General features: G+C 73.4%; 24 protein-coding genes. 11 read left to right on the forward strand and 13 right to left on the reverse strand.

What is annotated here, in order from left to right:
* Nucleotides 1-23: 23 nt before the first annotated feature.
* The gene (locus ACQKM2_RS24725) at nucleotides 24-1,934 is read right to left on the reverse strand and encodes an AMP-dependent synthetase/ligase (RefSeq protein ID WP_427713305.1); all 1,911 of its coding nucleotides are present in this window, start codon (nucleotides 1,932-1,934) and stop codon (nucleotides 24-26) included.
* A gap of 209 nt (nucleotides 1,935-2,143) precedes the next feature.
* Between ACQKM2_RS24725 and ACQKM2_RS24730 the strand changes: the two genes are divergently transcribed.
* Complete coding sequence (locus ACQKM2_RS24730) at nucleotides 2,144-2,881, forward strand: LppU/SCO3897 family protein (protein ID WP_427713308.1); 738 nt, start codon at nucleotides 2,144-2,146, stop codon at nucleotides 2,879-2,881.
* Here the strand turns inward: ACQKM2_RS24730 and ACQKM2_RS24735 are convergent.
* A complete protein-coding gene (locus tag ACQKM2_RS24735) occupies nucleotides 2,866-2,997 on the reverse strand; it encodes a hypothetical protein (protein ID WP_260618480.1) in 132 nt (43 codons plus the stop codon). The genes ACQKM2_RS24730 and ACQKM2_RS24735 overlap by 16 nt on opposite strands.
* A 171-nt stretch (nucleotides 2,998-3,168) precedes the next feature.
* Here ACQKM2_RS24735 and ACQKM2_RS24740 point away from each other — a divergent pair, with 171 nt between their 5' ends.
* Nucleotides 3,169-6,180 (forward strand): HEAT repeat domain-containing protein, encoded by a 3,012-nt coding sequence (locus ACQKM2_RS24740; RefSeq protein ID WP_427713311.1) that lies wholly within the window; start codon nucleotides 3,169-3,171, stop codon nucleotides 6,178-6,180.
* Here ACQKM2_RS24740 and ACQKM2_RS24745 read toward each other — a convergent pair.
* Nucleotides 6,158-6,916 (reverse strand): hypothetical protein, encoded by a 759-nt coding sequence (locus tag ACQKM2_RS24745; protein ID WP_427713313.1) that lies wholly within the window; start codon nucleotides 6,914-6,916, stop codon nucleotides 6,158-6,160. The genes ACQKM2_RS24740 and ACQKM2_RS24745 overlap by 23 nt on opposite strands.
* A gap of 173 nt (nucleotides 6,917-7,089) precedes the next feature.
* On the opposite strand from ACQKM2_RS24745, the gene ACQKM2_RS24750 reads away from it, so the two are divergent.
* Entirely contained in the window at nucleotides 7,090-7,518 is a 429-nt protein-coding gene (locus tag ACQKM2_RS24750; protein ID WP_427713315.1) for a hypothetical protein, read from the forward strand.
* Between the two features lie 10 nt (nucleotides 7,519-7,528).
* Here ACQKM2_RS24750 and ACQKM2_RS24755 read toward each other — a convergent pair whose 3' ends face one another.
* Both ACQKM2_RS24755 and ACQKM2_RS24760 read right to left on the reverse strand, forming a co-directional pair.
* On the reverse strand, nucleotides 7,529-9,409 hold the full coding sequence (locus ACQKM2_RS24755) for a DUF4173 domain-containing protein (RefSeq protein WP_427713317.1): 1,881 nt from the start codon (nucleotides 9,407-9,409) through the stop codon (nucleotides 7,529-7,531).
* A 117-nt stretch (nucleotides 9,410-9,526) separates the two neighbouring features.
* Complete coding sequence (locus ACQKM2_RS24760) at nucleotides 9,527-10,447, reverse strand: NADP-dependent oxidoreductase (RefSeq protein ID WP_427713319.1); 921 nt, start codon at nucleotides 10,445-10,447, stop codon at nucleotides 9,527-9,529.
* Between the two features lie 534 nt (nucleotides 10,448-10,981).
* Here ACQKM2_RS24760 and ACQKM2_RS24765 point away from each other — a divergent pair.
* Nucleotides 10,982-11,890: a DUF2199 domain-containing protein gene (locus tag ACQKM2_RS24765; RefSeq protein ID WP_427713321.1), complete on the forward strand. Its 909-nt coding sequence runs from the start codon at nucleotides 10,982-10,984 to the stop codon at nucleotides 11,888-11,890.
* Here ACQKM2_RS24765 and ACQKM2_RS24770 read toward each other — a convergent pair.
* From ACQKM2_RS24770 to ACQKM2_RS24780, 3 genes are all read right to left on the reverse strand, one after another.
* Nucleotides 11,883-13,364: an FAD-dependent monooxygenase gene (locus tag ACQKM2_RS24770; RefSeq protein WP_427713323.1), complete on the reverse strand. Its 1,482-nt coding sequence runs from the start codon at nucleotides 13,362-13,364 to the stop codon at nucleotides 11,883-11,885. The two genes, ACQKM2_RS24765 and ACQKM2_RS24770, sit on opposite strands and share 8 nt — an antisense overlap.
* A gap of 112 nt (nucleotides 13,365-13,476) precedes the next feature.
* Complete coding sequence (locus tag ACQKM2_RS24775) at nucleotides 13,477-13,695, reverse strand: response regulator transcription factor (RefSeq protein WP_427713326.1); 219 nt, start codon at nucleotides 13,693-13,695, stop codon at nucleotides 13,477-13,479.
* Nucleotides 13,696-13,728: 33 nt separating this feature from the next.
* Complete coding sequence (locus ACQKM2_RS24780; protein ID WP_427713329.1) at nucleotides 13,729-13,956, reverse strand: hypothetical protein; 228 nt, start codon at nucleotides 13,954-13,956, stop codon at nucleotides 13,729-13,731.
* Nucleotides 13,957-14,147: 191 nt separating this feature from the next.
* On the opposite strand from ACQKM2_RS24780, the gene ACQKM2_RS24785 reads away from it, so the two are divergent.
* The 3 genes from ACQKM2_RS24785 (at nucleotide 14,148) to ACQKM2_RS24795 (ending at nucleotide 16,744) form a co-directional block, all read left to right on the forward strand.
* The gene (locus ACQKM2_RS24785) at nucleotides 14,148-15,131 is read left to right on the forward strand and encodes a LuxR C-terminal-related transcriptional regulator (protein ID WP_427713332.1); all 984 of its coding nucleotides are present in this window, start codon (nucleotides 14,148-14,150) and stop codon (nucleotides 15,129-15,131) included.
* 201 nt (nucleotides 15,132-15,332) lie between these two features.
* Entirely contained in the window at nucleotides 15,333-15,761 is a 429-nt protein-coding gene (locus ACQKM2_RS24790) for a hypothetical protein (RefSeq protein WP_427713334.1), read from the forward strand.
* Complete coding sequence (locus ACQKM2_RS24795) at nucleotides 15,758-16,744, forward strand: bulb-type lectin domain-containing protein (protein ID WP_427713337.1); 987 nt, start codon at nucleotides 15,758-15,760, stop codon at nucleotides 16,742-16,744. Before ACQKM2_RS24790 ends, ACQKM2_RS24795 begins: the two co-directional genes overlap by 4 nt.
* Before the next feature lie 22 nt (nucleotides 16,745-16,766).
* On the opposite strand, the gene ACQKM2_RS24800 is transcribed toward ACQKM2_RS24795, so the two are convergent.
* On the reverse strand, nucleotides 16,767-17,648 hold the full coding sequence (locus ACQKM2_RS24800) for a helix-turn-helix domain-containing protein (RefSeq protein ID WP_427713339.1): 882 nt from the start codon (nucleotides 17,646-17,648) through the stop codon (nucleotides 16,767-16,769).
* A gap of 316 nt (nucleotides 17,649-17,964) precedes the next feature.
* Between ACQKM2_RS24800 and ACQKM2_RS24805 the strand changes: the two genes are divergently transcribed.
* From ACQKM2_RS24805 to ACQKM2_RS24815, 3 genes are all read left to right on the forward strand, one after another.
* Nucleotides 17,965-18,255 carry a hypothetical protein gene (locus tag ACQKM2_RS24805; RefSeq protein ID WP_427713341.1) on the forward strand — a complete coding sequence of 97 codons (291 nt, stop codon included), beginning with the start codon at nucleotides 17,965-17,967 and terminating at the stop codon, nucleotides 18,253-18,255.
* A 118-nt stretch (nucleotides 18,256-18,373) separates the two neighbouring features.
* Complete coding sequence (locus ACQKM2_RS24810; protein ID WP_427713344.1) at nucleotides 18,374-20,320, forward strand: WD40 repeat domain-containing serine/threonine protein kinase; 1,947 nt, start codon at nucleotides 18,374-18,376, stop codon at nucleotides 20,318-20,320.
* 19 nt (nucleotides 20,321-20,339) lie between these two features.
* The gene (locus ACQKM2_RS24815; protein ID WP_427713345.1) at nucleotides 20,340-20,645 is read left to right on the forward strand and encodes a hypothetical protein; all 306 of its coding nucleotides are present in this window, start codon (nucleotides 20,340-20,342) and stop codon (nucleotides 20,643-20,645) included.
* Between the two features lie 6 nt (nucleotides 20,646-20,651).
* On the opposite strand, the gene ACQKM2_RS24820 is transcribed toward ACQKM2_RS24815, so the two are convergent.
* Together ACQKM2_RS24820 and ACQKM2_RS24825 are read right to left on the reverse strand one after the other, a co-directional pair.
* Nucleotides 20,652-21,788: a WD40 repeat domain-containing protein gene (locus ACQKM2_RS24820; RefSeq protein ID WP_427713348.1), complete on the reverse strand. Its 1,137-nt coding sequence runs from the start codon at nucleotides 21,786-21,788 to the stop codon at nucleotides 20,652-20,654.
* Nucleotides 21,789-21,965: 177 nt separating this feature from the next.
* Entirely contained in the window at nucleotides 21,966-23,183 is a 1,218-nt protein-coding gene (locus ACQKM2_RS24825; protein ID WP_427713349.1) for a glycosyltransferase, read from the reverse strand.
* Between the two features lie 97 nt (nucleotides 23,184-23,280).
* On the opposite strand from ACQKM2_RS24825, the gene ACQKM2_RS24830 reads away from it, so the two are divergent.
* Complete coding sequence (locus ACQKM2_RS24830; RefSeq protein ID WP_427713350.1) at nucleotides 23,281-23,715, forward strand: VOC family protein; 435 nt, start codon at nucleotides 23,281-23,283, stop codon at nucleotides 23,713-23,715.
* Nucleotides 23,716-23,805: 90 nt separating this feature from the next.
* On the opposite strand, the gene ACQKM2_RS24835 is transcribed toward ACQKM2_RS24830, so the two are convergent.
* Both ACQKM2_RS24835 and ACQKM2_RS24840 read right to left on the reverse strand, forming a co-directional pair.
* Entirely contained in the window at nucleotides 23,806-25,140 is a 1,335-nt protein-coding gene (locus tag ACQKM2_RS24835; RefSeq protein WP_427713517.1) for a dicarboxylate/amino acid:cation symporter, read from the reverse strand.
* 426 nt (nucleotides 25,141-25,566) lie between these two features.
* Nucleotides 25,567-25,833: a DUF4229 domain-containing protein gene (locus ACQKM2_RS24840; protein WP_427713519.1), complete on the reverse strand. Its 267-nt coding sequence runs from the start codon at nucleotides 25,831-25,833 to the stop codon at nucleotides 25,567-25,569.
* Nucleotides 25,834-25,917 lie beyond the last annotated feature (84 nt).

The following is a 25,917-nucleotide window of genomic DNA, read 5'->3' on the forward strand; positions in this document are numbered from 1 at the left end:
CCGCCGGGGTCAGGCGGTGCGGGTCAGGCGGTGCGGGGTGCCCGGTACAGCTCGTCGATCTCGCCCTCGTAGTCCCGGGCGATGGCGCCGCGCCGGAGCTTCAGCGAGGGGGTCAGGTGGCCGCGTTCCTCGGAGAACTCCCCCGGCAGGACGGTGAAGCGGCGGATCGACTCGGCCCGTGACACCAGCTTGTTCGCCTCGTCCACCGCCCGCTGGAGCTCGGCCAGCAGCTCCGGGTCGGTGACCAGCTCGCGGATCGGCACGCCCTGCTTCTTGTGCATCTGCCGCCAGTGCGCGAGCCCGTCCGGCTCCAGGGTGACGAGGGCCCCGATGTAGGGGCGGTTGTCGCCGATGACGAGGCACTGGCCGACCAGCGGGTGGGCGCGCAGCCAGTCCTCCAGGGGCGCGGGGGCGACGTTCTTGCCGCCGGAGGTGATGATCAGGTCCTTCTTGCGGCCGGTGATGGTCAGGTACCCGTCGGCGTCGAGCTCGCCGATGTCGCCGGTGGCCAGCCACTCGCCCGGCGGGTGGGCGGACACGTTCCAGTACCCGGCGAAGACGTGGCGGCCGCGCAGCAGCACCTCCCCGTCGTCGGCGATGCGCACCGCCGTCCCCGGCAGCGGCCAGCCGACGGTGCCGAGGCGGGGGCGCTGGGGCGGGGTGACGGTCGAGGCCGCCGTCGTCTCCGTCAGCCCGTAGCCCTCGAAGACGTCGATCCCCGCGCCGGTGTAGAAGGCCGCGAGGCGCCGCCCGAGGGGGGAGCCGCCGCTGAGGACGTAGCGGACCCTGCCGCCGAGGGCGGCCCGGATGCGGCGGTAGACGAGCGGGTCGTACAGGGCGCGGGCGGCCCGCAGCCCCATTCCGGGCGTCTTCCCCTCCACCACCTCCCCGTACCGCTGGGCGATGCGGGCGGCCCGGTCGAAGGAGGAGGCCCGGCCCATCTTCTCGGCGGTGGCGCGGGCGGTGTTGTAGACCTTCTCCAGCACGTAGGGGATGGCGAGCAGGAAGGTCGGCCGGAAGCCGGCGAGGTCGGCGAGGAGTTCCTCGGTGGCGATGCTCGGCGCGTGGCCCAGTTTGACGCGGGCGCGCAGGCAGCCGACGGCGACCATCCGCCCGAAGACGTGCGACAGCGGCAGGAACAGCAGGGTGGAGGCCGGGTCCTTGCTGGCGGACCGGAAGACGGGGTGCAGGAGCTCCACCGCGTTGTCGACCTCGGCGTAGAAGTTGGCGTGGGTGAGCGCGCAGCCCTTGGGGGTGCCGGTGGTGCCGGAGGTGTAGACGAGCGTGGCGACGGACTCGGGCGTACGGGCGGCCCTGCGCGCGTGCACGATCGCGTCGGGCAGGTGCTCGCCGGCCTTGACGAGCCGGGCCAGGGCGCCCGTGTCGAACTCCCACAGGTGCGCGAGGCCGGGGAGGTTGGCGCGCTCGGCGCTGATCAGGCGGGCCTGGACGGTGTCCTCGACGGCGCAGGCCACGGCTCCGGAGTCGTGGATGATCCAGCGGGCCTGGAGGGCGGAGGAGGTCGGGTAGATGGGCACGGTCACCAGGCCCGCGGCCCATCCGGCGAAGTCGAGCAGGGTCCACTCGTAGGTGGTGCGGGCCATGATGGCGAGCCGGTCGCCCTCGGCGAGCCCTTCGGCGATCAGCCCCTTGGCGACGGCGAGGACCTCGCGCGCGAACTCGGCGGCGGTGACGTCGCGCCAGGTGCCGTCGCGCTCCTTGCGGGCGAGGACGGCCTCGCGGGGGGCCTCGCGGGCGTTCTGGAACGGGATGTCCCCGAGGGATCCACTGGTGGCCGGCCCGACGAGCGGCGGCACGGACACCTCGCGCACCACCCCGCCGACGACCGTCTTGACGGGCTCGACGGGCTGGACGGGCTGGACGGCCTCGCCGGACCGGACGGGCTCGGCGGGCTTCGGCTGGGCTGCGTCCACGGCGTTCTCCTCGGTCGTCCCGCTGTTACCGCCGGTAATCTACGCACGCCCCCACCCCGGGGACCACCCCCCGTACACCATCTCCCCGCCGGCTCCACACCCCGTCGACGGCGCGCACACGCCGGCACCGCATGCCCGGAACCCCTGCGTCAGCCGACCCGCAGCGGGCAGAATCCGCACGGGTCCATCCCCCCACCTAGGAGCAGCCGGTGTCGCCGTCCCAGGAAATCGAGCTGGTACTCACCCCCGCACAGGCCGCCACGGGCCTCGTCGTCCCGGTCACCCTGCCTACCGGCCCCCAGCGCCTGCGCATACCCCCGGCCCGCAACGGCGACCTCGTCCGGGCCCGCGTCGGCGACACCGAGGTCCTCCTCCGCATCCGCGTCTCGGGCCCCCCGGCCCCACCGACACCCACGCCCACGCCCACGCCGACGCCGACGCCGGCGGGCAAGAGCGGGGCCCTGGGCTGCCTGGTGGCGTTAGCGGTGGTGGCGGTGGTCATCGGCCTCGTCATCGCCAACTCCGACGACGACTCGACCCCCACGGCCTCCGCGAGCCCGACCTACACCCCGTACACCCCGCCGACGTACAGCCCGCCGACCTACACCCCGCCCACGTACCGCCCGCCCACGTACGCCCCCGCGCCGGCTCCGCCCCCCACCACGGAGGCGGCCCCGAGCCCCTTCGACACGGGCACCTGCCTCAACGGCCAGCTCCCGGACTCCACCACCGCGCAGACGGTGCGCGGCGTCAAGGAGGTCTCCTGCTCGGCCTCCGACGCCCACTACCGCGTCATCCAGCGCTTCCCCGGCACCCACGACATGAGCCGCTGCGACGCCAACCCCCGCACCGAGTACGGCTTCTCGTACCAGTACACCCTAAACGGCAGCGTCATCAACGAGTACGTCTACTGCCTGGTCGGCATCGGCTCCTACTCCCGCGCCTGACCCTTCCCGCCCACCCGCCGCCACACCCACACACCCACCCCGACGACCACGGCGGCGACCACCCCGCCAACCGCCTCCGGCACGGCGGCGAGCAGCAGCTCCTGCACAACGGACATCCACGTCTCCTTCACCCGAGAACCCCGGGACCGGGGCACGAGGAGACCCTCACCCGTTTGCACCCGGTCCCCACCTGGGCAGGGACGCCCTGGGACGGGCGACCGCGCCGACCAGGGGGGTCCCCGGGGCCGGGGACCACCGGATCCGTCCTGGGACGACCAAGGGGGAGCATGCGTTCCGACTCGGAGGCATGGCAGCGGTACGGGGAGTTTCTGCGCGCGCAGGCCACGGAAGCCGGCATGGGCCCGCGCGACATCGAGGAGGCCTTCAAGGAGGCGGCCCTGCGGGAACCCGGCCGCGGCATCGGGGGGATGGCGTACTCCAAGTCCCACATCAACCGCCTCTACGGCGCGCAAGCCAAGCCGACGCCCCCCGTCCCCTTCACACTCGAATTCCTCCGCATCACCAACAAGGCCGCCCGCCTCACCCGGCAGGAGCACGACCGCCGCTGGGAGGAGGCCCGCTCCCTCCTCCAGAGGGCCATGGGTTCCGCACCGCTGCCGGTGCAGCGGACGGACGACGGGGAAGACCTCGCCTCCCTCCGCCACCAGCGGGACCTGGCCCTCGCCCAGCGGAACCTGGCCGAGGCCACCGCCACGGAGACCCGCCTCCGCTACGCCCTCCGCGACGCCGAATGCCTCCTCCTGACGCTGTTCCAGATCGCCGGCGCGCTGCGCGAGATCATCGCCGGGAACGACGTCCGCGCCCTCCGGACCGCCGACGCGCACGAACTCGCCCGGGTACGCGACGAAACCCGCCGGGCGGAGGCCTACAAGTCGACGGCGCAGCAGGAAGCGGACCGCGTTATCGCCCGCAAGGTCACCCTGGAACAGCTCTGGGACCGGGCCCGCGCCGACCTCCAGCGCCTCTCCCAGCACCCCGACGTCTCGGAACTCGCCTTCACGCACCAGTCTCCGGGCGGCCCGCTCACCCCGATGCCGCCGGCCGACCTGTTCACCCATCCCGCCCTGGACGACATCGCCGCCGCGCTCGCCAAGGCCCACCAGGTCAACACCCGCGAGGACCGGGGAGTTCACGAACTGCAGCGCATCTTCACCGGTGACGAGGGCTTCCTCGAACCGGACAGCGAACTCGCGGTGCTCCTGGCCCTGACGCGCCTGGCCGCCCCCGACGCCCGCGACTCAGCCCTCACCTCTCTCGTGGCCGACTGGTCCCACAGCGAAGCCGCGCGGAAGGCTGTGGTCCGCCTGGCGGGCGACCCGAGCCCGCTGGTGCGGAGACACGCGATCGAGGGATTGTCGAGGGGCTGGCCCGGTCACCCGGCAGCTCTGAACACGCTTGTACGCATGGCCGACGACCAGGATTCCTCCGTGCGGCAGAGAGTTCCCCGCGCCCTGGTCAGCAGCTGGGGCGGCAACCCGCACGCCCGTGATGCCGTCCTGCGGCTGGTCGGCGATCAGGATGCCGTGGTCCGCAAGGGTGTGATGCTGTCCCTCGCCCAGGGCTGGCCGGGCGACCCGGCAGTCCGGGATGTCCTGCTGCGCGGGACAGTCGACGGGGACGCGGATGTCCGTCAGGCGGCGGCAGCGGGGCTCCTGAAGGGCTGGCATGGCGATCCACTGACCGGGCGGGCCGTCCTGCGGCTGACCGGCGACAGCCATGCGGCCGTGCGCCGCAAGGCCGTCGAAATTTTGGTGGAAGGCTGGCCGGCCGTTCCCGCAACCCTGAACGCCGCACTGAAGCTGAGCTGCGACGGAAGCCCGGGGGTCCGTCGGGCAGCAGCCACGGCGCTCGCAGAGGTCTGGCCGGGAAACCTCTCCACCAAGGAGGTGCTGCACCGGATGGCCTTCGATATGGACAAGGACGTTCGCCAGTACGCCATCGCCGTTCTCGCAGATGCCTGGAGTGGTGACCAGCGGGCCTTGCAAACCGTCCTGTCGCGGGCCGACGACCGGGATCCACGCATCCGGGAGGAGGTCGCTGACGCACTCGCGGAAGGATGGCCTGGGGACCTGCAGAGCAGGGGCACCCTTCTGCACCTCGTCAAAGACGAGGACCCGGGTGTCCGCGTGAGCGCAGCCTTCGCTCTCGTCAACGAGTGGAACGACGACCCAGCGGCGCACAGGGCGGTGCGGCGGCTCCTGAATGACAAGCAGGCAGAGGTCCGGTCCTGGGCCGTACTGGCGCTCGGCGACGGCTGGGCGGGGGACCCGGCAACGCTGGAGAGCGCGCTCCGGATGAGTGCCGACGAAGACGCGCGCGTCCGCCGCAACGTGGTCAAGGTGCTCGCAGCGGGCCTGCCGGACGGCGCCCAGGTCCTGGAAGCGGTCCTACGGCTGCTCGGCGATCCCAGCCCGGACGTCCGCCTGAGCATCGTCGACTCCCTCAGTGACCGGCGGGGTGGCGATCCGAAGGCCCGGGACATCGTCCTGCGACTGGCGGACGACCCCAGCCCGGACGTCCGCGGCGGTGTCGCGAAGGCACTCGCACAGGGATGGCCCGAGAGCCTCGCGGGCCGCGACATCGCTCTACAGCTGACGGAGGACCCCAAGGCATCCGTCCGTGAACAGGCCGTGAAGGCACTCGCCGCCGGCTGGCCCCGTGATCCCGCAGCCCGCAACGGGGTCCTCCGGCTGACCAACGACACCTACGCGGCCGTGCGCTGGTCTGCCGTAGACGCGCTCGCAGCGGCCTGGCCCGGAGACCCCGCCGGCCGCGACACCCTGATCAGGCTCGCCAACGGCGCGGACGAGGACGCCCGACGGGACGTCGCCAACGCGCTCGCGGCCGGCTGGCCCGGGGACCTCACGGCCCGTGATGTCGTACTACGGATGACCGAGGAGGTGAGCTACGTGGCCAGCCCCTGGGCAGCGGAGCCCCTCGCAACGGGCTGGGCCGGAGACCCGACCGCCCGTGACGCGGTGATGCTGCTCAAGGCCGCTGGCGATCCGGACGTCCGCCGTTGTGCCGCACGCCTGCTCGGGCAGGGATGGCCCGGTGACCCGATCGCCTTGGACGCCACCTTGACTCTCGGAAGCGACCCGGACGCCGATGTCCGCGAGGCGGCCGCCGGGGCGCTCGTGGCCGGGTGGCCCGGTGCTCCGGCGGCCGAGGAGGCCGTGCGACGGCTGGCGGGCGACCCGGCGCCCGCCGTGCGGCGGGCCGTCGAGGCGGCGCTCAAGGCGCGGGATGACGACCCTACTGCCAGCGGTACGGCTTGACGCTCGGGTCGTAGGAGCAGGTGACCGTGGTGCCGTTCGTGGCGCGGGCCGTGCGGCCGCGGTCGGCGTTCGGGCAGAACTGGCCGTCCACCACCGGGTGGCCGTTGGAGGTGCAGGCGTAGCCGCTCTTGCCGTCCGGGCAGGTGGTCATGCCGCCGCCCGTCGGGGGCTTGGTCTTCGTGGGGGCCGGTGCCGGGGGCTGGGGGCGTTCGGGGGCCTTGGTGGGGGCGGGCGCGGGGGCGGTGGTGGCCGCCGGGGGCGGGGTGGGTGCCTGCGGGGTGTGGGCGGGGTCGTTCTTCTCGTGCAGGAAGCCGTGGAAGCTGACGGAGCAGTCGGCGGACTTCTCCGCGAGCTTGAGGACGACGCCGGTCGCCGCCGGGAGCGTCGCGCCGCGCGCGGGGCTGGTCTCGCAGACGTACCAGCCGGCGTGGGCCTGCGGGAGGACGACGTCCTTGTGCAGGGAGCCGGTCGTGATGCGCTCCGCGGATACGGACAGGGCCGCGAGCTCCTCCCGAGCCCCCTGCACGGTGCGGCCGGCCAGGCCGGGCATGACCGGGTCGACCGCGACAGGGGAGGCGGAGGCGCTGGGCGTCGCGGTGGGCGAGGGGCTGACGGACGCGGCGGCACCGGAGCCCTTGAGGTCGGCAAGCGGTTCACCGCCCCCGCAGGCGGTCAGGGTCAGGGCGCCGAGGACGGCGACGGGGGCGAGCAGACGGGATATCCGCAATATCCGCACGGGCGTTACTCCTCTTTCCGGAGACGGGTGTGACCGAATCCCCGGGCCGCGCTGCGGCATGATGAGGGCGGGGCGGCCGACATCATGGCATGACCACATCCAATTTGCACGCTCAAGTTACAGAGCAGCGATCAGATTCGGCCGCGGGGGCGGCGACGGGAGGCAGCGCGAGCGTGAAGGTCACCGCCACCGCGAACGGGGTCACCCTCACCGAACTGCCGGGTTACGAGGGCTACGAGTTCGTCTTCGGCTTCTCGACCGGCGCCGCCAGGCCCAGCGGGTTCTTCGTCCACGCCCCCGACGGCACCCCCCTCACCGCGACGGCCATCCGCCGCCTCCCCCTCGACCGGCTGCTGAAGGCCGCCGCCGAGGCCCGCGCCGAGGAGACGCGGGCCCGGGTCGAGCCGTCGGCGGCCGGGCGCCCGTACGGGGGCGGCGAGGAGCACGCCGCGCAGGTCGCCGAGGTCTACCGCTGGGCGGTCGAGCACGGCATGCCGCCCCGCCGCGCCATCGCCACCCGCTGGGCCCGCTCCGAGGCCACCGCCGGCCGGTGGATCGCCGAGGCGCGGAGGAAGGGCCTCATCCCCGCCCGGGAGAGGTAGCCGCCGCTCCTCACTCCTCCCGGCTCGCGAACGCGCCCAGGCGGCTGCACTCCGCGACCGTCGCCGTCACCGGGCGTTCGCGCAGGATCTGCCGGGCGCGGTGTTCGCCGAGGCTCGTCGCGTACCAGGGGGCGTCGGACGCGCGGCGCAGGTCGGCCTCGATGGCCATCAGGGCGCAGGAGCGGCGGGGTTCGGGGAGGCGGTCCAGGTAGGGGGCGGCGTCCGAGGAGAGGTCGCGGAGGTAGGCGAGGTCGAGCTTGTTGTCCTGCTGGTAGCGGGTCACGTTGTACTCGGCGATGATCCCGTCCGGCGAGGCCAGCCCGAAGGCCAGCACCGTCGCCGCCGCACTGGCGACCACCGCGCGGGCCAGCCAGCGTCCGCCCGCGATCCCGGCCGCCATCAGCAGCACGATGACCAGGCCCAGCCACAGTTCCATGGTGACCACCGACAGCCGCAGCCGGGTCAGGCCGTACGCGTCCACGTACAGGTCCATGCGGCGCACCGCCGAGGCGACCACGACGAGGGTCAGCAGGCACAGCGTCCCCAGGACCGAGCGGACCAGGCGCCGGTCGCCGGTCCCGCCGCGCGGGGCCCAGCGCAGGGCGAGCGCGATGACGGCGAGGACGAAGAGGGTGGCCCAGAGCAGCTGCCAGAAGCCCTGGCGGGCGTACTCGGCGTACGTGAGGCCCGTGCTCTCCAGCACCTTGTCGTAGCCGCCGAACAGCACCGCCAGCTGCACCGCGTTGAACCCGGCGAAGAGCAGGTTCAGCACGATCAGCGGCAGGCTCCACTCCACCCGCGAACGCGCCTTCCACTCGCGGGACTTGACCCGGTCCCAGCGGTGCGGGGCCGCGGCCGTGCGGGCGGCGGCGAGGGCCAGGACCGCACCGAGCAGGAACAGCAGGAACCGGAACGGTCCCTCGCCCACCGACACGTCGGGCAGCAGGCCGCCGAGCAGGTCCGCGAAGGCCGCGTCGGCGGAGGCGAACAGCCCGCCGAAGACGAGCAGCAGGACCGCCGCCACCAGCGCCGCCTTGACCACGGACACCCAGCGGTCGCGGCCCGCCCCGCCGCCGCGCGACCGTACGCCTGCCCAGGCCCAGCCGACGCCGGTGACCGCGCTGTCGAGGAAGCCGAGCGGGGCGAGCAGTACGCCGGGCCAGCTGCGGGTTCCGTGCAGGGCGAGGGCGGCGAGCAGTACGGCGGCGAGGATCGCCAGCGTGGAGGGCCAGGCGGAGTCCCGCAGCGCCGGAACGGCGAGCAGCGCCACGCAGCCGGCCGCCCACAGCAGGCTCCAGGGGCGGGCCTTGCGTCCGGCGGCGCGGGCGGAGGCGTACGCGGCGACCACGGCGGGCAGCACCGCGAGGAGCAGCCCGGGGCCCATGCCGTCGCCGAGGACGACGGCGGTGGTGAGGCCGGCGGCGAGTACGGCGACGAGGGTGGCGGTGTGGATCGGCGCGGCCTCGGCGGGCCGGATCCGGCGCCACATGGAGTTCGCGGCCCGCGCGGCGGCCTCCTCCCGGGCCCGCTGCTGGCGCAGCCGGATCTGTTCCATCTGCCAGAGGTGCCAGGCCGCCGGGTCGTGCCCGACCAGCCCGGGCGCGACGGGCGGCGGGGGCGGGGGCGGCGGAGCCGGGGCGGACGCCGCCCCCGGAGCCGGACCGCCCGCCGCCAGGGCAGGAGCCGGGACAGGAGCCGCACCCGCAGCCGCAGCCGGTGCCGGAGCCTGAGCCTGAGCCTGATCGGCGGGTGTCGCCGGAGCCGGAGCCGGGGCGGGACCGCCCCCCGCCGGGGCCTGGACGGCCGGCAGAACCGGAGGCCGGCCGGGCTGCGGGGCCTGGGCGGGGTCGCCCGGTCTCGCCTGCTCGGCGCCGTCTGCGTTCTCGGACATCGGGTCCCTCCCCCTGTTGCGGAGCCGCCAGCGTAGGCCCGCGCCCCCAGGTTTTGAACACATTCAACTCGCCCTTGTGGCAGGACCGTGACAATCCGAGCGCCGCAGGCACCCCGCTCAGCCGACGGTGAGGACGATCTTTCCGGTGGTCCGTCCCGTTTCGCCCAAGGCATGGGCCTCCGCCACCCGTTCCAGGGGGAAGACCTCCTCGACGAGCACCCGCAGACGGCCCTCCTCCACCAGGGCGGCGATCTCCCTCAGCCCCTGCCGGTCCGGCTCCACCAGCATGAACACCCTGTCTTCCTGCGGAGTTTCCGGCGGGAGCAGCGAGATCAGCAGCCCGCCCTCGCGCAGGGGGCGAGAGGAGGCGCTGCCCGTGGCGTCCACGATGACGTCGACATCGCGCACGGCGTCGGCGACGTCGACTGCGCGGTAGTCGATCACCTCGTCGGCGCCCAGCGAGCGCAGCAGCTCGTGCTTGGCCGCGCTCGCCGTGCCGATGACGTACGCTCCCCGGGCCTTGGCGATCTGGACGGCCAGGTGCCCGACCCCGCCGGCCGCCGCGTGGATCAGCACCCGCTGCCCCGGCCGGACGTCGGCGGTGTCCACGAGGGCCTGCCAGGCGGTGAGCGCGGCCAGCGGCAGCGCGGCGGCCTCGACGTGACCGAGGCCCTGCGGCTGCGGGGCGAAGTGGCGTGCGGGAGCGGTGACGTACTCGGCGTACGCGGCCGCAGGCTCCGGGAAGCGCGGCATGCCGAACACCGCGTCGCCGGGCCGGAACACCGTCACGCCCGGCCCGACGGACTCGATCACTCCGGCCACGTCCCAGCCGAGGACGCGCACGCCGCCCCTGGCCCGCGTCTTCCAGTCGGCGGGGTTCACGCCGGCCGCCCGGACCCGGACGAGGACCTCGCCCCGGCCGGGCTCCGGCCGCGCGACCGTGACGAGTTCGAGGACCTCGGGGCCGCCGGGCCGCGTCTGGGCGACGGCCCGCATGACCGGGGACTCGGCGGAACCGGCGTATGACGTCGATGACATGGGGGGCTTCCTTCCGTGGGACGCCCCAAGACTGCCGGTCCGCCCCGGTCCGCGGTGGTGGCGTGACGGCCACGTCCTGAACGGATCCGGCCAAGCACCACGTCGGAGTTCAGCGAGTGGAAGAGCGCCAAGCTCGGCAGGTAAACCGCCGAGTGGAGGAAGTTCGCCGACGCCGGCACCGCGGCCGCCATCACGGCCATGACGGCGCCGGCGGCCCGCCCGGTCCGGCCAGGTGGCGGCGTCCGCACCGCGCCAGGACGCCCGGGACGGGTCCGACAGGTCCGTGCCGGGCGGCAGCCCCGCACGGCGCAGCTGCCTGCGCAGGTCGCGCGGGGACCAGGCGCTCCCGGCCGGCTCGCCGTCGACGGTGACCGCGCGCAGGCCGCGCGCGTCCGGCGCCCGCACCACCACCCTGCGCGCACCCGTACCCGTGCCCCCAGGCTCGGCCCCGCACCGGCCCCCCGCACCCGGGGCTACTCCACCCCGAACCGGGCCGCTCCCCGGCCCGCGACCGGCCCCCCGTAGGGTGCCCGGGTGACGACGCACCTCCCCACCTGCTCCTGCTGCGGCGACGCGCTCCACGACGAGCGCCGCATCGACTTCGGCTTCAACCTGCCCGACGCCGCCGTCGGCCTGCCCGGGGAGGCCCTCCACCGGCTCGGGGTGCGCGCCCTGCTCCGCGCGGACGGGGTCGGCTCCTTCATCCGCTGCCTGCTGCCCGTCCGGCTGAGCCAGGACACCGAGCTCGTCCTCGGCGCCTGGGTGCAGGTGGACGACGCCACCCTGCGGCGGGCCCACGAGCTGTGGGAGGAACCCGGCTACGCCGGCTTCTCCTTCACGGGCACGTTCGCCAACCACATCCGGCCCTGGGGCGACGACCTGCTCGGCGCCGAGGTCGCCACCCGCGTCGCCGACCCGGACGAACTGCCCGTCGTCACCGCCGTACGCCACCCCGTGGCCGCCCGCGTGGTGACGGAGGTCTGGGACCGCGACGAGGTCCTCAGCCGCTTCCCCCACCCGCTCCCCGTGGACGTGCGCACCGACCTCGGCGACGGCTGGCGGGTGGTGCGCGACGCCGGCCTCACGGCAGGCTTCGCCGACGGCTACGACCGCTTCACCGCCCCGGACCGCACGGCGGCCGTCAGCCTGAAGCGCGACGACGTCCCCGGCCGCGCCCCGGCGGACTTCCTCACCGCCCTGCTGTCGGGCGCCCCCGACGCCCGCCCCGCCCAGCGGCTGCGCGAGGAACTCGCCGACGGCGGCCTGCGGTACGCGTTCTGGCTGACCCCCCAGGACAGCGGCCGCCCGCGCCACGAGTTCTACGGGTTCACCCTGCACCCCTCCGGCAGCGGCGCCGGGATCTTCTGCACCCACGAGGAGCCCGACGCCCTGGCCTGGGCGCAGCGGATGTGGCGCTCCCTGGCGTGCGACGGGGTCAGCTGACGGGGCCGCCGAACCACCTGGCGAGGTGGGCGGGGAGTTCGGCCGGGTCCCCGCCCGCCCAGGCCACGTAGCCGTCGGGGCGCAGCAGTACCGAGGGCGCGCCCGGCTCCGCACCCGGGTCGGTGACGTGATCGACGCGGTCCTCCCAGCCCGCCACCGACAGCCCGCCGGTCCCGGTCCGGTCGAGGAGCAGGCCCCGGCCGGCGTGCATCAGCTCGTACAGCCGCCGCCCCGTCCCCAGGGTGACGTCCCGCATCCGGCTGCCGAGCAGCGCGTGGCCGTCGCCGAGGTCGTAGCGGACGCCGACCGCCGAGGTCAGCTCGGTCACGTACCGGTTGACCTCCTCGAAGTCGAGCAGCCTCGCGAACAGTTCGCGCAGGGCCACCGCCCCGGCCGTGTTCTCCAGCAGCGCCGTCTGCGCCCGGGTGTTGGCGATGACGGCCGCGCCGACCGGGTGCCGTTCGGCCTCGTACGTGTCGAGCAGCCCGGCCGGGGCCCGGCCGCCCACCTCGGCGGCGAGCTTCCAGCCCAGGTTGAACGCGTCCTGGACGCCGAGGCTGAGGCCCTGCCCGCCCGTCGGCGGGTGGACGTGCGCCGCGTCGCCCGCCAGCAGCACCCGCCCGACCCGGTACCGCTCGGCCTGCCGGGTGGCGTCGCCGACCCGCGACAGCCAGCGCGGCGAGTGCGCCCCGAAGTCGGTGCCCGCGTGGGCCCGCAGCCGCTCCTTGACCTCTTCGAGGGTCGTCCCGGCCGTACGGTCCTCCGCCACCCCGTCGGCGGGCACGATCACCCGGTACACGCCCTCCCCCATGGGGACGACCCCGAACCGGACGTGGACCTTGCGCACCTCCGCCGTGACGGCGGCCACCGTCTCCGCGTCCTCGGCCAGCTCCATGTCGCCGAGCAGCGTCTCGACCTTGGCGGGCTCCCCGGGGAAGCCGACGCCGAGCAGCTTGCGCACGGTGCTGCGGCCCCCGTCGCAGCCGACGAGGTAACGCGCCCGCAGCCGCGTCCCGTCGGACAGTTCGACGTCCACCCCGTCGGCGTCCTGCCCCAGCCCGACGACCTCGCAGCCGCGCCGGACCTCGGCGCCCAGCTCCACCGCCCGCTCGGCCAGCAGCCGTTCGGTGACCGTCTGCGGGGTGGCGAGGCCGTACGGGTGCGCGGTGTCCATCAGCTCCGGGCGCAGTTTGACCAGCCCGCCGAAGTCGGCCGTCCGGTACGGCTCGCTGACCGCCAGGAACCGGTCCAGCAGCCCCCGCTGGTCCAGCATCTCGACGCTGCGCACCTGCATCCCGCGTCCGCGGGACTGCCCGGCGGGCTCGGTGAGCCTTTCGAGCACGACCGTCCGCACCCCGGCGAGCCGCAGCTCGGCGGCCAGCATCAGGCCGGTGGGCCCGCCGCCGGCGATGACCACGTCGATGGCGTCGATCGCGTCGTCGTTCTTCAAGTGCTCCCCGTTTCCCCAGGTCATGGCTACGAGTGGGGATTCTGGAGCATGACGGGGGTCTTGCGGCAAGACCCCCCGCGGGCTATAACTTGATCATGGCGAGGAGCGCGTGAGCTCCTCGCCTTTGCCGTTTCCCTCACGGGGAGCGCAGGGCGGCATGGGCGACGATTGCGAGTTGGATGCGGTTGCTCGTACCGGTCTTGTGTCGCAGGCGGCGCAGGTAGGTGTCGACGGTGTGGGGACTCAGCGCCATGCGGCGGGCGATGGCCCGGTCGGTCGCCCCCTCCGTGAGGTGTCCGAGGAGCTCTTGCTCGCGGGCCGTGAACGTGGGCCGGGGTGTGGGGTGCGCGGTCATGGACGGGCCTCCGTGTCGTGGGTGGGCGGCTCGTCAGACCATCTTGTCGCGCGGGGGCACCGGCCCCCAGCCGTTGCCGCTCCCCTCACCGGTGCAGATCCGTACCGGCCCGGTCCCGGTCGTCACCCAGTGACACTCCCACCTGTTGACGTGGTTCGGGTCGAACACCGGGACGGTGCCGTCGGCGTGGGCCGCGGCCGGGACGCCCACGGCGAGCAGGGCGGCGGTGACGGCGGTGAGGGCGATGCGCTTGAGGTTCATGCGGGACTCCGTTGGTCAGTCGGGTCGGAAGGAAGTCCCGGCGAGGCGGTCCGCCGGCGCCCGGGACACGTTCAGCATGGCCGCCGCCGGGCTGCCGCACCACGGATCCCGCCTGTCACTAAAGTTGCGTGGCAGCAAGAGGAGCGGGGGACGAAATGGGAGAAGACCATCTTCCTGGGCTGATATCCGGCATGACCGTCGGTGAAGAAACGGATCGGGCGGTCTACCAGTGGCTGGCCGAGCACCGCCGCCTCGACGCCGACGCCGCGGCCGAGCACCTCGGCCTGGCCCCGGCGGACACGGCGGCCTCGCTGGAACGGCTGATGGCGGCCCGGCTCGTCCACGCCGACCCGGAGGAGCCCGGCACCGGATACGCGGTCGCCCCCGAGGTGGCGGCCGCCCAACTGGCCGCCCCGGTCGAGGAGGAGATCCGCTCCCGCCAGTACGAGCTCTTCCGGATGCGCCGCCAGCTCCAGCAGTTCACCTCCGCCTACCAGCAGGGGGTACAGGCGGCGGGTGGTGCGCTGGAGGTGGTCTCCGGGATGCAGACCGTGCGCACCCTCATGACCCGGGCCGCCGCGGCCTGCCGCAGCGAGGTCTTCACCTGCCAGCCCGCCGGCGGTTTCCGCACCCCGGAAACCCTGCGCGACACGCTGGAGCGGGACCGGCCCCTGCTGGAGCGGGGCGTCCGGCTGCGGGTCCTGCACCCGCACACGTCCCGCTTCCACGCCCCCACGCAGGCCTACGTGGCCGCCGCGTCGGCCCTGGGGGCCGAGCACCGCACGGCGCACGACCTGTTCGGCAGGCTCGTCGTGTACGACCGGATGACGGCTTTCCTACCGCTGAGCGACGGCAGTTGGGGTGCGGTAGTGGTCCGCGAGCCGCACACCGTCGCCTACCTGTGCGAGCTGTTCGAGCACGCCTGGGAGCAGGCCACCGTGTTCGCGGACGCCGCCAGCCAGGGCCTGGAACAGGTCGCCCGCGAGATCGACCAGACCATCCTGCGGCTGCTCGGCGCGGGCCTGAAGGACGAGGCCATCGCACGCCGCCTGGGCATGTCCTTGCGCACGGCCCGCCGCCACATCGCCGACATCATGGACCGCCTCGGCGCCGAAAGCCGCTTCCAGGCCGGCGCGGCGGCCGCACGGGCGGGCCTGCTCGCCGGCGACCACTGATCACCGACGCCGCGGGCACAGCAGTGGCCCGGGAGGCGTGAATCCGGGACCTGGGGGACGGGGCCGACGGCACGGGGCCGGTTTGTCGCGGATGTTCCGGCGGCCGCACGCGGCGCAGGATTCTGTCTGTCACCCCGACCACCAAACGGGCCGCTGAGACGGGCAGTTCCCGCCGGGCCGGAAGCAGGAAGGCCGCCCCGGATGCAGAACACCGCGCAGGTCCCCGAAGAGACGAAAACCCTCCTCGTCGAGGAGATCGCGCTGTTCCTCTCCGTCCACCTCGGCCGGCATCCCGGCCTGATGTGGACGGAGCACGAGCCGACGGATCCGGAGTCCCTGGCGGACTTCCTGCCGGCGGCCCTAGCCGACCGGCTGGGCCTCCCGATCAGCGTCCTGCCCCGCCTCGCTCGTGACACCGCACGCGACCTGTTGGTCTGTCAGCTCGGCGGATCCGACACCTGGCACGTCGCCCCTCCGACCGGGCCCGCGCTGACCCTGCGCCTCCAGGTCGGGGACGTGCTCTACGCCCCGGCCGAATCGATCTGCACGCCCCGCCGCGGCGCCCGTTCCCGGGCCCTGCTGCTGGCTCTCGGGACCCCCAAGAACGCAAGAGAAGAGGAAAAACCATGAGGAAGACCCGTACCGGATTCAAGGCCGCCGTCATCTCCATGGCCATCGCGGGCGCATTGGCGGTCTCCGCCCCCGCCGCCATGGCGGACATGACCCCTGGAACGCCCGGAGCCGGAAACGGCACGATCGGCCAGGTCCAGACCGGCCCCGTCCGCAACCCGCACGCAGGCGGAGGCGACGTCCTCGGCGCGGTGACGTGGGGCATCGACAAGATCTTCGAGGCCTTCAAGAACAACGACCGGTACAAGTCGTTCGTCAACGACATGCTGAACCAGGTCGATCAGGACACCAATTACAAGTACAACATCGTCGTGGTCTACCTGGAGCACGACTTCGGCGCGAAGAACATCATGACCGGCGGTCTCCAGGGCGGCCCGGGTGTGAACAACACCCCCTTCTACCGCTCGGGCACCGTCGACGGCTACTCGTACGGTGTCTACATCTTCGACCGCGGCACGGCCGACTTCCAGGGGACCCTGGCCTGGAATGTGGGCAACGGCTCGTTCACGGCCTCCACCTCGTCGAACGGCGGCTTCCACGGCAACGCCACCCCCACCGGGCCCAGCATCTTCGGCCCCATGAGGGGCCAGCTCCAGTTCACCAGCCGGAGCTCGCCGCACACGGGCGGCAATTCCATGCTGGCCGCCGGCCAGACCCTGTCGAAGGGGCAGCAGATCACCTCCTCGAACGGACACAGCCTCGTCATGCAGGAGGACGGCAACCTGGTGGAGTACGCCGACAGCAACCGCGGCCGGGTCCTCCGGGCCACCAACACGGTCAACCGGGGCGACCACCTGAGCATGCAGTGGGACGGCAACCTGGTGCTCTACACCGCCAACAACACCCCGCTGTGGGCCACCGGCACCCAGAACAACCAGAACGCCTGGGCGCAGATCCAGGACGACGGCAACCTGGTGCTCCACAGGGCCGACAGCTCGGTCCTGTGGGCCGTCACCTCGAACGGCTGGCCGGCCACCAGCTGAGGACGGCGTGCGGGGACACCCCCTAAGCCGCGAGGGAGGCCTCGGGCGGGCAGTCGCGGCAGCGGCCCGGTTCGGGGGCGCGGAAGGCCCGGTCGCAGCCGCCGCAGTTCTGCATCGGGTCCGGCCGCGGGGCGGACCGCCCCGCGGGTGGTGGTGCGACCGGCATCTGCGGCGGGATGCCGTTCTTGAGCCGGTACCCGATCAGCGCGGCCGGGCTGAGCAGGTTGGGCGGCAGGCCCCCGGCCAGCACGCGGCGTACGGCCTCCGGCTCGGCACCCCGGTCCAGCCAGGCGGCCACCCCGGGCGCGAGCCGCCGTACGTCCCGCTCGGCGAGCAGCAGCCGGGGGTCGTCGCCGCGCAGCCGGGCGAGCAGGTCGACGGCGTCCTGCCGGGTCGCTGGCGCTGCCTCCGAGGATGCGGGCGGGGCGGGCTCCGGTTCCCGGGCGGGCTCGGGCGGGGCCACCGGCGGCTGCGGCTCCGGTCCGGAGGCCCGCTCGTCCGGGGGCGGCGGCGGTGGGTCGTCCGGCGGTGGGACGGTGCCGCGCGGCCGGTTGTAGGACACCGTCCGGGTGACGATCCTGCCCTCGGGGGTCCGTACACGGGTCCGCTCCAGGTACCCGGCCGCCTCCAGCTCCCGCAGCGCGGCGGCGATCCGGATCTCCCCCTCGGGGAAGCGGGCGGCGAGGTCCTTGATGCCGATCCCGGTCCCGGCGGCCAGCGACTGGATGTGCACCGCGAGCCCGATGGCAACCAGCGACAGGGCCTGGTGCTGGGCGAGGTGGTTGCCGATCACCACGTAGTGGTCGGGGTGCCGCGCGTTGACGTGGATGACACCTGAAGGGATGGTCCCGCGTCGAACACGGGACGATGCGCGCGTGACCGCGCTAGGGTTCTTGAACACCATTGGGAAGTGGCTTCTTCCTCGTTGGTCAGGCCCTCGCCCGGGATGCCAGTCCCGGCGGGGGCCGTCTCATGTCTGCGGTTGTTGGGGGGAGCATATGCCCGGCAACCACCCCGAAATCCAGCCGAGTTGGCACAGTTCACCCGAGCGAGTGAGCCGGGGGCCGGGGGGTGGGTTGGGTGGATTTACCTCGGTACTTAGGGGTTATGTCGAGGGTCGCCGGGACTCGGCGGCCCACGTCCCGGATGAGTACGCGGACCGGCGGAGGCTGAGTACAGCGGCGCAGGTGGGACGGCCCTGCGGCCGCTTGGCTGAGCCCATGCGCGAAACCGAGAACACCGCACTGGCGTGGACCACGGCCCTGGCGTTGGCCCTGGTCCCGGTGGCCTTCGTCTTCGGGGCCCTGGGCGAAATGGCCGAACAGGTCCACCCCGAGGCCGTGGCCGTGCTGAAGGTGTTCTGGCTCGCTTCCTGGGCGGCGACCCCGCCGCTCGCCCTCGTCGGCTGGCTGCTCCGCCGCCGCCCGGCCCTGGCCTCCGCCGGGCGCTGGACGGGCTGGATCGCGGTGGCCCCGGTCCCGGTCACGATCCTGCTGGCGTGCCAGTTGTAGGCAGTCCACCTCCGCCCACACCCCACCTCACCTTCGGTCCCTCCGCCTGGACCGGCTTCCTTCCGGCACAATGACCCCTTGCACACGCAGTAGTTGACGGTTTCGGCCAGGGGGCGGAATGCAGCCGGGGGCACAGCTGGCCGGGCGGTACCGGCTCGTCGAGCGGCTCGGGCAGGGCGGGATCGGCGAGGTCTGGCGGGCCCAGGACGGCGAGCTGGACCGGGCCGTCGCCGTGAAGGTGCTGCTGGAGTTCGACGCGTCCGAGGAGCTGCTCGGACGGTTCCGCCGCGAGGCGTCCATCGGGGCGCGGCTCCAGCATCCCGGGATCACCGTCGTCCACGACATCGGCCGCCACGGCGACCGGCTGTTCATGGTGATGGAGCTGCTGGAGGGGCAGGACCTCTCCCGGCTCCTGGCCCGCACGCCCGGCGTCGGCCTCCCCCTCCCCCAGGTGCTCGACCTCGCCCTCCAGACGGCCGAGGCCCTCTCCGCCGCGCACGCGCAGAAGGTCGTGCACCGGGACCTGAAGCCCGGGAACCTCTTCCTCCTCGCCGACGGCCGCCTCAAGATCTGCGACTTCGGCATCGCCCGCACCGCCGACGCCACCGGCGGACTGACGGTCACGGGCCGGGTGTTCGGGACGCCGTCGTACATGGCCCCCGAACAGTGGCGGGGCGAGCACGTCGACGGGAGCTGCGACCTCTACGCCCTCGGGTGCGTGCTGTACGCGCTGCTGACCGGCGCGCCGCCGTTCGCGGGGACCGAGCAGGCCTGGGTGCTGATGCGGATGCACCTGGAGGAGGCGCCCCCGGCCCTGGGCGTCGTACGGGCCGACCTGCCGCCCGCGCTGGTGGAGCTGGTGTACGCGCTGCTGGCCAAGGAGCCGGGCGCCCGGCCCGACGCCCCGGCCGTCGCGGACCGGCTGCGCGCGCTGCTGTACGAGCCGGCCGTGCGGGACGTACCCACCATGGACCTGGGATCGACCCCCACGGTCAGCGTCGCCCCCGGGCCGAACCGCCGCAACGTCCTGCTCGGCGGGCTCGGGCTGCTGGCGGGCGCCGGCGGCGGGACGTACGCCGTGTGGCGGCTGACCGGCGACAAGAACGACGGCGGCAAGAAACCCAACGACAAGAAGGACAGCAGCACGGGCTCCGGCGACGGGGGAGACACGGTCGGCACCGACGGGCTGCGCACGGTGCAGGAGGTCAGGAAGCACGCCGGCACGGTGGAGTCGGTGTCGGTCAGTCCGGACAGCAGGTACCTCGTCAGCGGCGGCAACGACCGCACCGTCCAGGTGTTCAACTTCGCCGGCGGGGGCAGCATCACCCTCACCCCGATCGAGGACGCGGCCGTGACCTGCGTGTCCTACAGCCCCGACGGCAAGGTCATCGTCAGCGGGAGCGACAAGGCCCTGCGCCTGCACGACGTCTACAACCTGGAGTCCCTCGCCGTCCTGACGGGGCACACCGGGCTGGTGCGCGCGGTGGCGTTCAGCCCGGACAGCAAGATCCTGGCCAGCGGGGCCGACGACGGCACCATCCTCCTCTGGGACGTGGTGACCCGCTCCACCACCGCCGTCGCGACCCTCGCCAAACACACCAAGCCGGTGCTGTCCCTGGCGTTCAGCCCCGACGGGACCCTCGCCAGCGGGAGCGCCGACAACACCGTCCGACTCTGGGACGTGGGCCCCCGCGCCTCCATCGCCACGCTCACCGGGCACACCAAGGCCGTCGCCTCGGTGGCGTTCGGCCCCGACGGAAAGACCCTGGCCAGCGGGAGCGCCGACGGCACGATCCGCCTCTGGGACGTGGCCACCCGCACCACCGCGGGCAGCCTCTCCGGCCACAACGCCTTCGTCCGGTCGGTGGCGTTCAGCCCGGACGGCCAGGCCCTCGCCAGCGGCGGCGGCCGCACCGTCCGGCTGTGGGACGTCGCCTCCCGCCGCCCGCGCGCGACGCTCAACGGGCACTCCGCGGCCGTGACCTCGGTCGCGTTCAGCCCGAAGGGCGACACCATCGTCAGCGCGAGCGAGGACGACAGCATCCGGGTGTGGAAGCGGTCCTGACGGCGGCGAAGATGGCCGGATGACGACGTCCATAGACCGGCCCGAGGACCAGGGGTGCCTGCGCTGGGTGCTCGCCGTGCCCCTGGCCCTCCTCTACCTTCCGGCCACGTTCTTCCTCTACGGCGCGCTGGTGCTCCAGCCGGACTCCCCGTACGACCCGATGCGCGACGACGCCCGCGTCTACGCCGTGCTCTCGGTCGGGATGTGGTTCCTCGGGCTGCTCCTGACCGCCGTCCCGGTCTTCCACCGCAACCTCGGGCGGTGGTGGTACGCCGTACCGTTCCTGCTCGCCACGGTCGGGTACTGGCGGTGGCTGACGGTCTGAGGGCTGCTACTCGAAGCGGCGCAGGTACGGCATCTGGTACCAGCCGGCCACGCCGGTGATCGCCTTGTCGCTCGTGGTGAAGGCGTAGGCCTTGCCGTCGGCGGAGATCGCGCGGTGGGCGTATCCGTGCTCCTTGGCCGTGCCGATCCGCACCCGGGTGCCGGCGGTACGGTCCTGGCGGTACAGCAGGCCGTCCTCCTGGATCACGGCGTACCGGCCGTCGTCGGTGATGCTCTCGATGGCGGGGCCCACGTGCGTCAGGCGGTTCGTCGTCAGGTCGTACCGGTAGGCCTGGGTGCCTGCCGGGACGGCCGTCGGGAGGAGGTTCGTGGCGGCCGAGTTGAAGTAGACGGTGTTGCCGTCCTCGGTGAGCCGGACCAGCTGGGAACTGCCGTTCGCGGCAGCGCCGTTGTGGGTGACGTCCAGTTGGCGGGCGGTGCCCGTCGCCCGGTCCAGGACGTGGACGTCGCCCTTGTCCGCCACCTGGCCCATGTAGTCGTAGCCGTAGGCGGCCTTGCCGCCGTCGCGGGAGAGGCCGACGGACCGCACGGTGCCGCCGGTGCGGCCGGCGGCGGCCTTCGGCGTGAACGCCTGGTCCGCGCCCGTCGTCCGGTCGCGGACCCGGAACTCGCTCGGGCCGGAGGAACCCACGGAGTAGGCGACGAACCGCCCGTCCGGGGTGAGGGCCTCGAAGCGGCCCCACGCGCGGGTGGTGGAGCCGGGCGGGGTGAGGACGGTGGTCTCCTTGGTCACCTGGTCGTAGATCCGGGCGGTCTCGTCGCGGGCGGAGCTGTAGCCGACGTAGCGGCCGTCGGCGCTGAAGGCGGTGTTCCCGCTGCTGGAACCGCTCCCGGGGAGGACGCCCATGTCCTTGCCGGTCGCCGCATCGGTGAGGCGGATCCACCACCAGTCCTCCCACCAGGCGCTGCCCTCCGTGTAGGCCACGTAGCGGCCGTCGGGGCTGATCGCGGCGTCGACGGCCGAATCGCCGTCGGCGAGCGGCGGGCCGATCGGGGTGACGGTCCCCTCGGCCGGGCCGTTCGCGGTCGCGGCGGTGGCGGTGCCCGCGAGCAGCGCGGCGGCCACGGCCAGAGCCGTGGCCGCGCGCAGGGCGGTCGACTTCACGGTGGTGGTCGGTGTCATGCGGATTCCCCCGTCTAACGGATCAAGGAAGCCCCGTGACGTTAGGAGATCCGCCTATATCCGCCCCATCCGCTCATCAGGCCATCAGGTCATCGGGCCGTCAGGCCGTCGGGCCGTCAGGCCGTCGGGCCGTCAGGCCGTCGGGCCGTCAGGCCGTCGGGCCGTCAGCCCGTCCGCCTACGCCAGCTCGGCCAGCAGCTTCGCCGCCACCGCCGCTCCGTCCGTGTCGGACGCGGCGGCCACCGCGGCCGCCCGGGCCGCGGTCTGCGGGGTGAGGGCGGTCTCCAGCGCGGCCGACAGGGACGCCACGGTCGGGGTGGGGCCGTCATGGGCCGCGCCGATGCCGAGGCCGGCCACGCGGGAGGCGAAGTACGGCTGGTCGGCCGCCTGCGGGACGATCACCTGGGGCGCGCCGGAGCGGGTCGCGGTGGTCGTGGTGCCCGCGCCGCCGTGGTGGACGACGGCCGCGACGCGGGGGAACAGCACCTGGTGGTTGGCCTCGCCGACGACGAAGCAGTCGTCGGCGGTGTCGGTCAGGGCGAGGTCGGCCCAGCCGCGGGAGAGCAGCACGCGGCGGCCCTGCGCGCGGACGGCCCCGACGACGGTGCGGGCGAGCCCGGCCGGGTCGGCCATGGGGATGCTGCCGAAGCCGACGTACACGGGCGGCTCGCCGGCGTCGAGGAACTCCACGAGGTCGGCGGGGAGCGGCCGCGCGTCCGGCAGCACCCACGCACCGGTCTGCACGACCTCCAGCGCGGCCGGCCGCACCCAGGGGGCGAGGACGGGGTCGGTGGCCAGCCAGGGGCGGTCGGTGAAGACGTGGTCGCGGACGTCGTCCACGGCCGGGAGGCCGACCGACTCGCGGAAGGCGTTGACGGCCTCCCCGAAGACGTCCTGCGCGTCGCGGGCGTCCCGCTCCCACAGCGCCTCGTTGTCGGTGATCTCCGGCGGCAGCGGCCTGCCGGGGCGCGGGATCGGCGGGTGGTGCGGGGAGGGCAGGCTGACGGGCTGGTAGGAGGCGTACACGTACGGGACGCCCAGCTTCTCGGCGGCCGCCTTCACCCCGGCGACGGCCGGCACCAGGCCGGTCGCGAGCAGGACGTCGCAGCCGTCGGCCGCCACCGCCATGACGTTCTCGTAGAACGCGGCGACCAGCTCGGCCGCCCGCTTCGGGATGCCTCCCGGCGACGGCGGCACCTTCCCGGTCACCAGGTCGCGCACGGACGCGCCCGTCGGGACCATCTCCACGCCGACCCCGGCGAGGCGGCCGGCGAACTCCTCGTCCGGCGGCGCGCACACCAGCACCTCGGCCCCCAGCTCCCGCAGCCGCACCGCGAGCCCGACGAGCGGCTCGACGCCCCCGCGCGAATCGTAGGCAGACAGCACCACACGCATTCCGTACTCCCAATCCCCCGTGTTCCGGCTCAGGTTGGAGAGTCTGCACCACCGTGGTGATCTTGTGGCAAGCCCGGGGCTGCGCTATACGTTGGGCATGGCCAAGGAAATCCAGGTGACGTACGACTGCGCCGATCCGGCGGCGCTGGCGGCCTTCTGGGCGGAGGTGCTGGGCTACCGCGTCCAGCCGCCGCCGGAGGGCTTCGCCGACTGGCCGTCCGCGCTGACGGCGTGGGGCGTGCCGCCCGAGCAGCACAACAGCCGGTCGGCGATCAGCGACCCGGAGGGCAAGGGCCCGCGGATCTTCTTCCAGCGGGTCCCGGAGGGCAAGGTGGTGAAGAACCGCCTGCACCTGGACGTCCGTTCGGCGCCGGGCCTGAAGGGCACGGAGCGGATGGACGCCCTGGAGGTGGAGGCCGCGCGGCTGGAGGCCCTGGGCGCCAAGCGCCTGTACCGCCTCGACCCGGACGGCATCGACGAGGGCATCATCGTGCTGGCCGACCCCGAGGGCAACGAGTTCTGCCTGGACTGACGCGCGGACGCGCGAACGAACGACGCGGCCCCCCGCCCGGAATCCCTGGCGGGGGGCCGCGTCGTGTGCCGTACGGCCGCGAGGCTGCGGTCAGGCGGCGACGGCGACCGGCGCCGCGGCCGGCTCGGCGGCGGCCTTCTCGTCCAGCGGGGAGGACGAGGCGGCGGCGTAGGCCTCCTTGTCGAGGATCCCCTCACGGGCGGAGACGATCACCGGGACGACCGCCTGGCCGGCGACGTTCGTGGCCGTGCGCATCATGTCCAGGATCGGGTCGATGGCCATCAGCAGGCCGACGCCGGCGAGCGGCAGGCCCAGGGTGGAGAGGGTCAGGGTGAGCATCACGGTCGCGCCGGTCAGGCCGGCCGTGGCGGCGGAGCCGACCACCGAGACGAACGCGATGAGCAGGTACTCCTTGATGCCGAGCTGCACGTCGAAGATGTTCGCGATGAAGATCGCGGCGAGCGCCGGGTAGATCGCGGCGCAGCCGTCCATCTTGGTGGTGGCGCCGAACGGGACGGCGAAGGAGGCGTACTCCTTCGGGACGCCGAGGCGCTCGGTGACCTTCTGGGTGACCGGCATGGTGCCGACCGAGGAGCGGGAGACGAAGGCCAGCTGGATGGCGGGCCAGGCGCCCTTGAAGAACTGGACCGGGTTGACCTTGGCGACGGTCCACAGCAGCAGCGGGTAGACGCCGAACATGACGAGCGCCGAGCCGATGTAGATGTCGGCGGTGAAGGTGGCGTACTTGCCGATGAGGTCCCAGCCGTAGCTGGCGATGGCGGTGCCGATGAGGCCGACGGTGCCGATCGGGGCGAGGCGGATGACCCACCACAGGGCCTTCTGGAGGAGCTCCAGGACGGACTCGGCGAGGTTCAGGACGGGCTGGGCCTTGGCGCCGAGCTGGAGGGCGGCGATGCCGGCGACGGCGGCGAGGAAGACGATCTGGAGGACGTTCAGCTCGGTGAACGGGGTGACGATGTCCTTCGGCACGATGCCGGTCAGGAAGTCGATCCAGGAGCCGTGCCGCTTGGGCTCCTTGCCGTCGGCCGGGGTGAGGCCGGTGCCGGCGCCCGGGTCGGTCAGCAGGCCGATCGCGAGGCCGATGCCCACCGCGATCAGCGAGGTGATCATGAACCAGAGCAGGGTGCGGGAGGCGAGCCGGGCGGCGTTGTTCACCTTCCGCAGGTTGGTGATGGACACCAGGATCGCGAAGAACACGAGCGGGGCGACGGCCAGCTTCAGCAGCTGGATGAAGATGTCGCCGACCTGTTCGAGCGTGGTCTTCAGCCAGCTCACGTCCTGGCTGCGGGCTATCCAGCCGAAGAGGACGCCGAGCACGAGACCGGTGACGATCTGGGCCCAGAACGGGAACTTGAACGAGGCCTTGGCGGGAGCCTGGGCCTGGGGGGACGCGGACACGGCAATCTCCGGGGGACGCGCGGACGTACGGCGGAAGGTTTCTGCAAGGGGTGCGGTACGGCGGCAGCCGGAAAGGGGCCGGGCCGGCCGGGGACCGCTGCTGGGGCGGCTGGGGCTGGGCTTCAGCTTCAGCGGCGACAGCAACAGGCCGCGGACACGCGGCGGCAGAGGTCGACGTGCAGGCGCGCCACGAGCGGGACGAGCGGGACGCTCGGGCTCATCGGGTGCGCGGCTGTGGTCAACATGTTGAACACGCTAACACTTGGACTTTGAGAATCTCAAAGAGATGCTTTGAGCACGCACCGCACGGAGGTGGATCCGCCGGCCGCGCACGGCCCCGGAAACGCCGAAGCCCCAGCGTGGCGGGGGGTGTTCCCGGCGCTGGGGCGTTTCGGTGTGCGCGGCGGCCGCGGGGCCGCTGTGAGGAAGGACTCAGGCGCGCGCGGCGTCGTCGGCCGCGTCCTCCTGGCTGCGGTTCGCGGCGAGCCGCTCCTTCGCACCCGCGACGCGTCCGGAGATCTGCTCGGACATCTCGTCGCGCTGCTTGCGCAGCAGGACGAAGGACAGCGGGGCGGAGAGCACCAGCGCGAGGAGCACGATCCAGGCGAAGTTGGCGTCGCCCAGCCCGGCGGGCACCCAGCCCAGGTTGACCAGGACGGCGACGAGCACCAGGCACCCGACGAAGACGCCCAGGCGCATCGCGGTGTAGCGGATCGTCGCGCTCGGCTTGAGGGCCACGGTGACCCCTCCCTCTCTTCTTGCGTCGGCACGTGCCCGTCCAGT

The organism is Streptomyces sp. NPDC004126 (assembly GCF_050275515.1).
Taxonomy (GTDB): domain Bacteria; phylum Actinomycetota; class Actinomycetes; order Streptomycetales; family Streptomycetaceae; genus Streptomyces.

Excerpts from the sequence above, each read along its gene's own strand:
- ACQKM2_RS24735 (WP_260618480.1), bottom strand. The coding sequence starts at position 2,997 with ATGTCCGTTGTGCAGGAGCTGCTGCTCGCCGCCGTGCCGGAGGCGGTT.
- ACQKM2_RS24840 (WP_427713519.1), bottom strand. The coding sequence starts at position 25,833 with ATGCGCCTGGGCGTCTTCGTCGGGTGCCTGGTGCTCGTCGCCGTCCTG.
- ACQKM2_RS24810 (WP_427713344.1), top strand. The coding sequence starts at position 18,374 with ATGCAGCCGGGGGCACAGCTGGCCGGGCGGTACCGGCTCGTCGAGCGG.
- ACQKM2_RS24755 (WP_427713317.1), bottom strand. The coding sequence starts at position 9,409 with ATGTCCGAGAACGCAGACGGCGCCGAGCAGGCGAGACCGGGCGACCCC.
- ACQKM2_RS24775 (WP_427713326.1), bottom strand. The coding sequence starts at position 13,695 with ATGACCGCGCACCCCACACCCCGGCCCACGTTCACGGCCCGCGAGCAA.
- ACQKM2_RS24780 (WP_427713329.1), bottom strand. The coding sequence starts at position 13,956 with ATGAACCTCAAGCGCATCGCCCTCACCGCCGTCACCGCCGCCCTGCTC.
- ACQKM2_RS24830 (WP_427713350.1), top strand. The coding sequence starts at position 23,281 with ATGGCCAAGGAAATCCAGGTGACGTACGACTGCGCCGATCCGGCGGCG.
- ACQKM2_RS24770 (WP_427713323.1), bottom strand. The coding sequence starts at position 13,364 with ATGACCTGGGGAAACGGGGAGCACTTGAAGAACGACGACGCGATCGAC.
- ACQKM2_RS24825 (WP_427713349.1), bottom strand. The coding sequence starts at position 23,183 with ATGCGTGTGGTGCTGTCTGCCTACGATTCGCGCGGGGGCGTCGAGCCG.
- ACQKM2_RS24760 (WP_427713319.1), bottom strand. The coding sequence starts at position 10,447 with ATGTCATCGACGTCATACGCCGGTTCCGCCGAGTCCCCGGTCATGCGG.
- ACQKM2_RS24790 (WP_427713334.1), top strand. The coding sequence starts at position 15,333 with ATGCAGAACACCGCGCAGGTCCCCGAAGAGACGAAAACCCTCCTCGTC.
- ACQKM2_RS24800 (WP_427713339.1), bottom strand. The coding sequence starts at position 17,648 with ATGGTGTTCAAGAACCCTAGCGCGGTCACGCGCGCATCGTCCCGTGTT.
- ACQKM2_RS24815 (WP_427713345.1), top strand. The coding sequence starts at position 20,340 with ATGACGACGTCCATAGACCGGCCCGAGGACCAGGGGTGCCTGCGCTGG.
- ACQKM2_RS24785 (WP_427713332.1), top strand. The coding sequence starts at position 14,148 with ATGACCGTCGGTGAAGAAACGGATCGGGCGGTCTACCAGTGGCTGGCC.
- ACQKM2_RS24740 (WP_427713311.1), top strand. The coding sequence starts at position 3,169 with ATGCGTTCCGACTCGGAGGCATGGCAGCGGTACGGGGAGTTTCTGCGC.
- ACQKM2_RS24805 (WP_427713341.1), top strand. The coding sequence starts at position 17,965 with ATGCGCGAAACCGAGAACACCGCACTGGCGTGGACCACGGCCCTGGCG.
- ACQKM2_RS24795 (WP_427713337.1), top strand. The coding sequence starts at position 15,758 with ATGAGGAAGACCCGTACCGGATTCAAGGCCGCCGTCATCTCCATGGCC.
- ACQKM2_RS24820 (WP_427713348.1), bottom strand. The coding sequence starts at position 21,788 with ATGACACCGACCACCACCGTGAAGTCGACCGCCCTGCGCGCGGCCACG.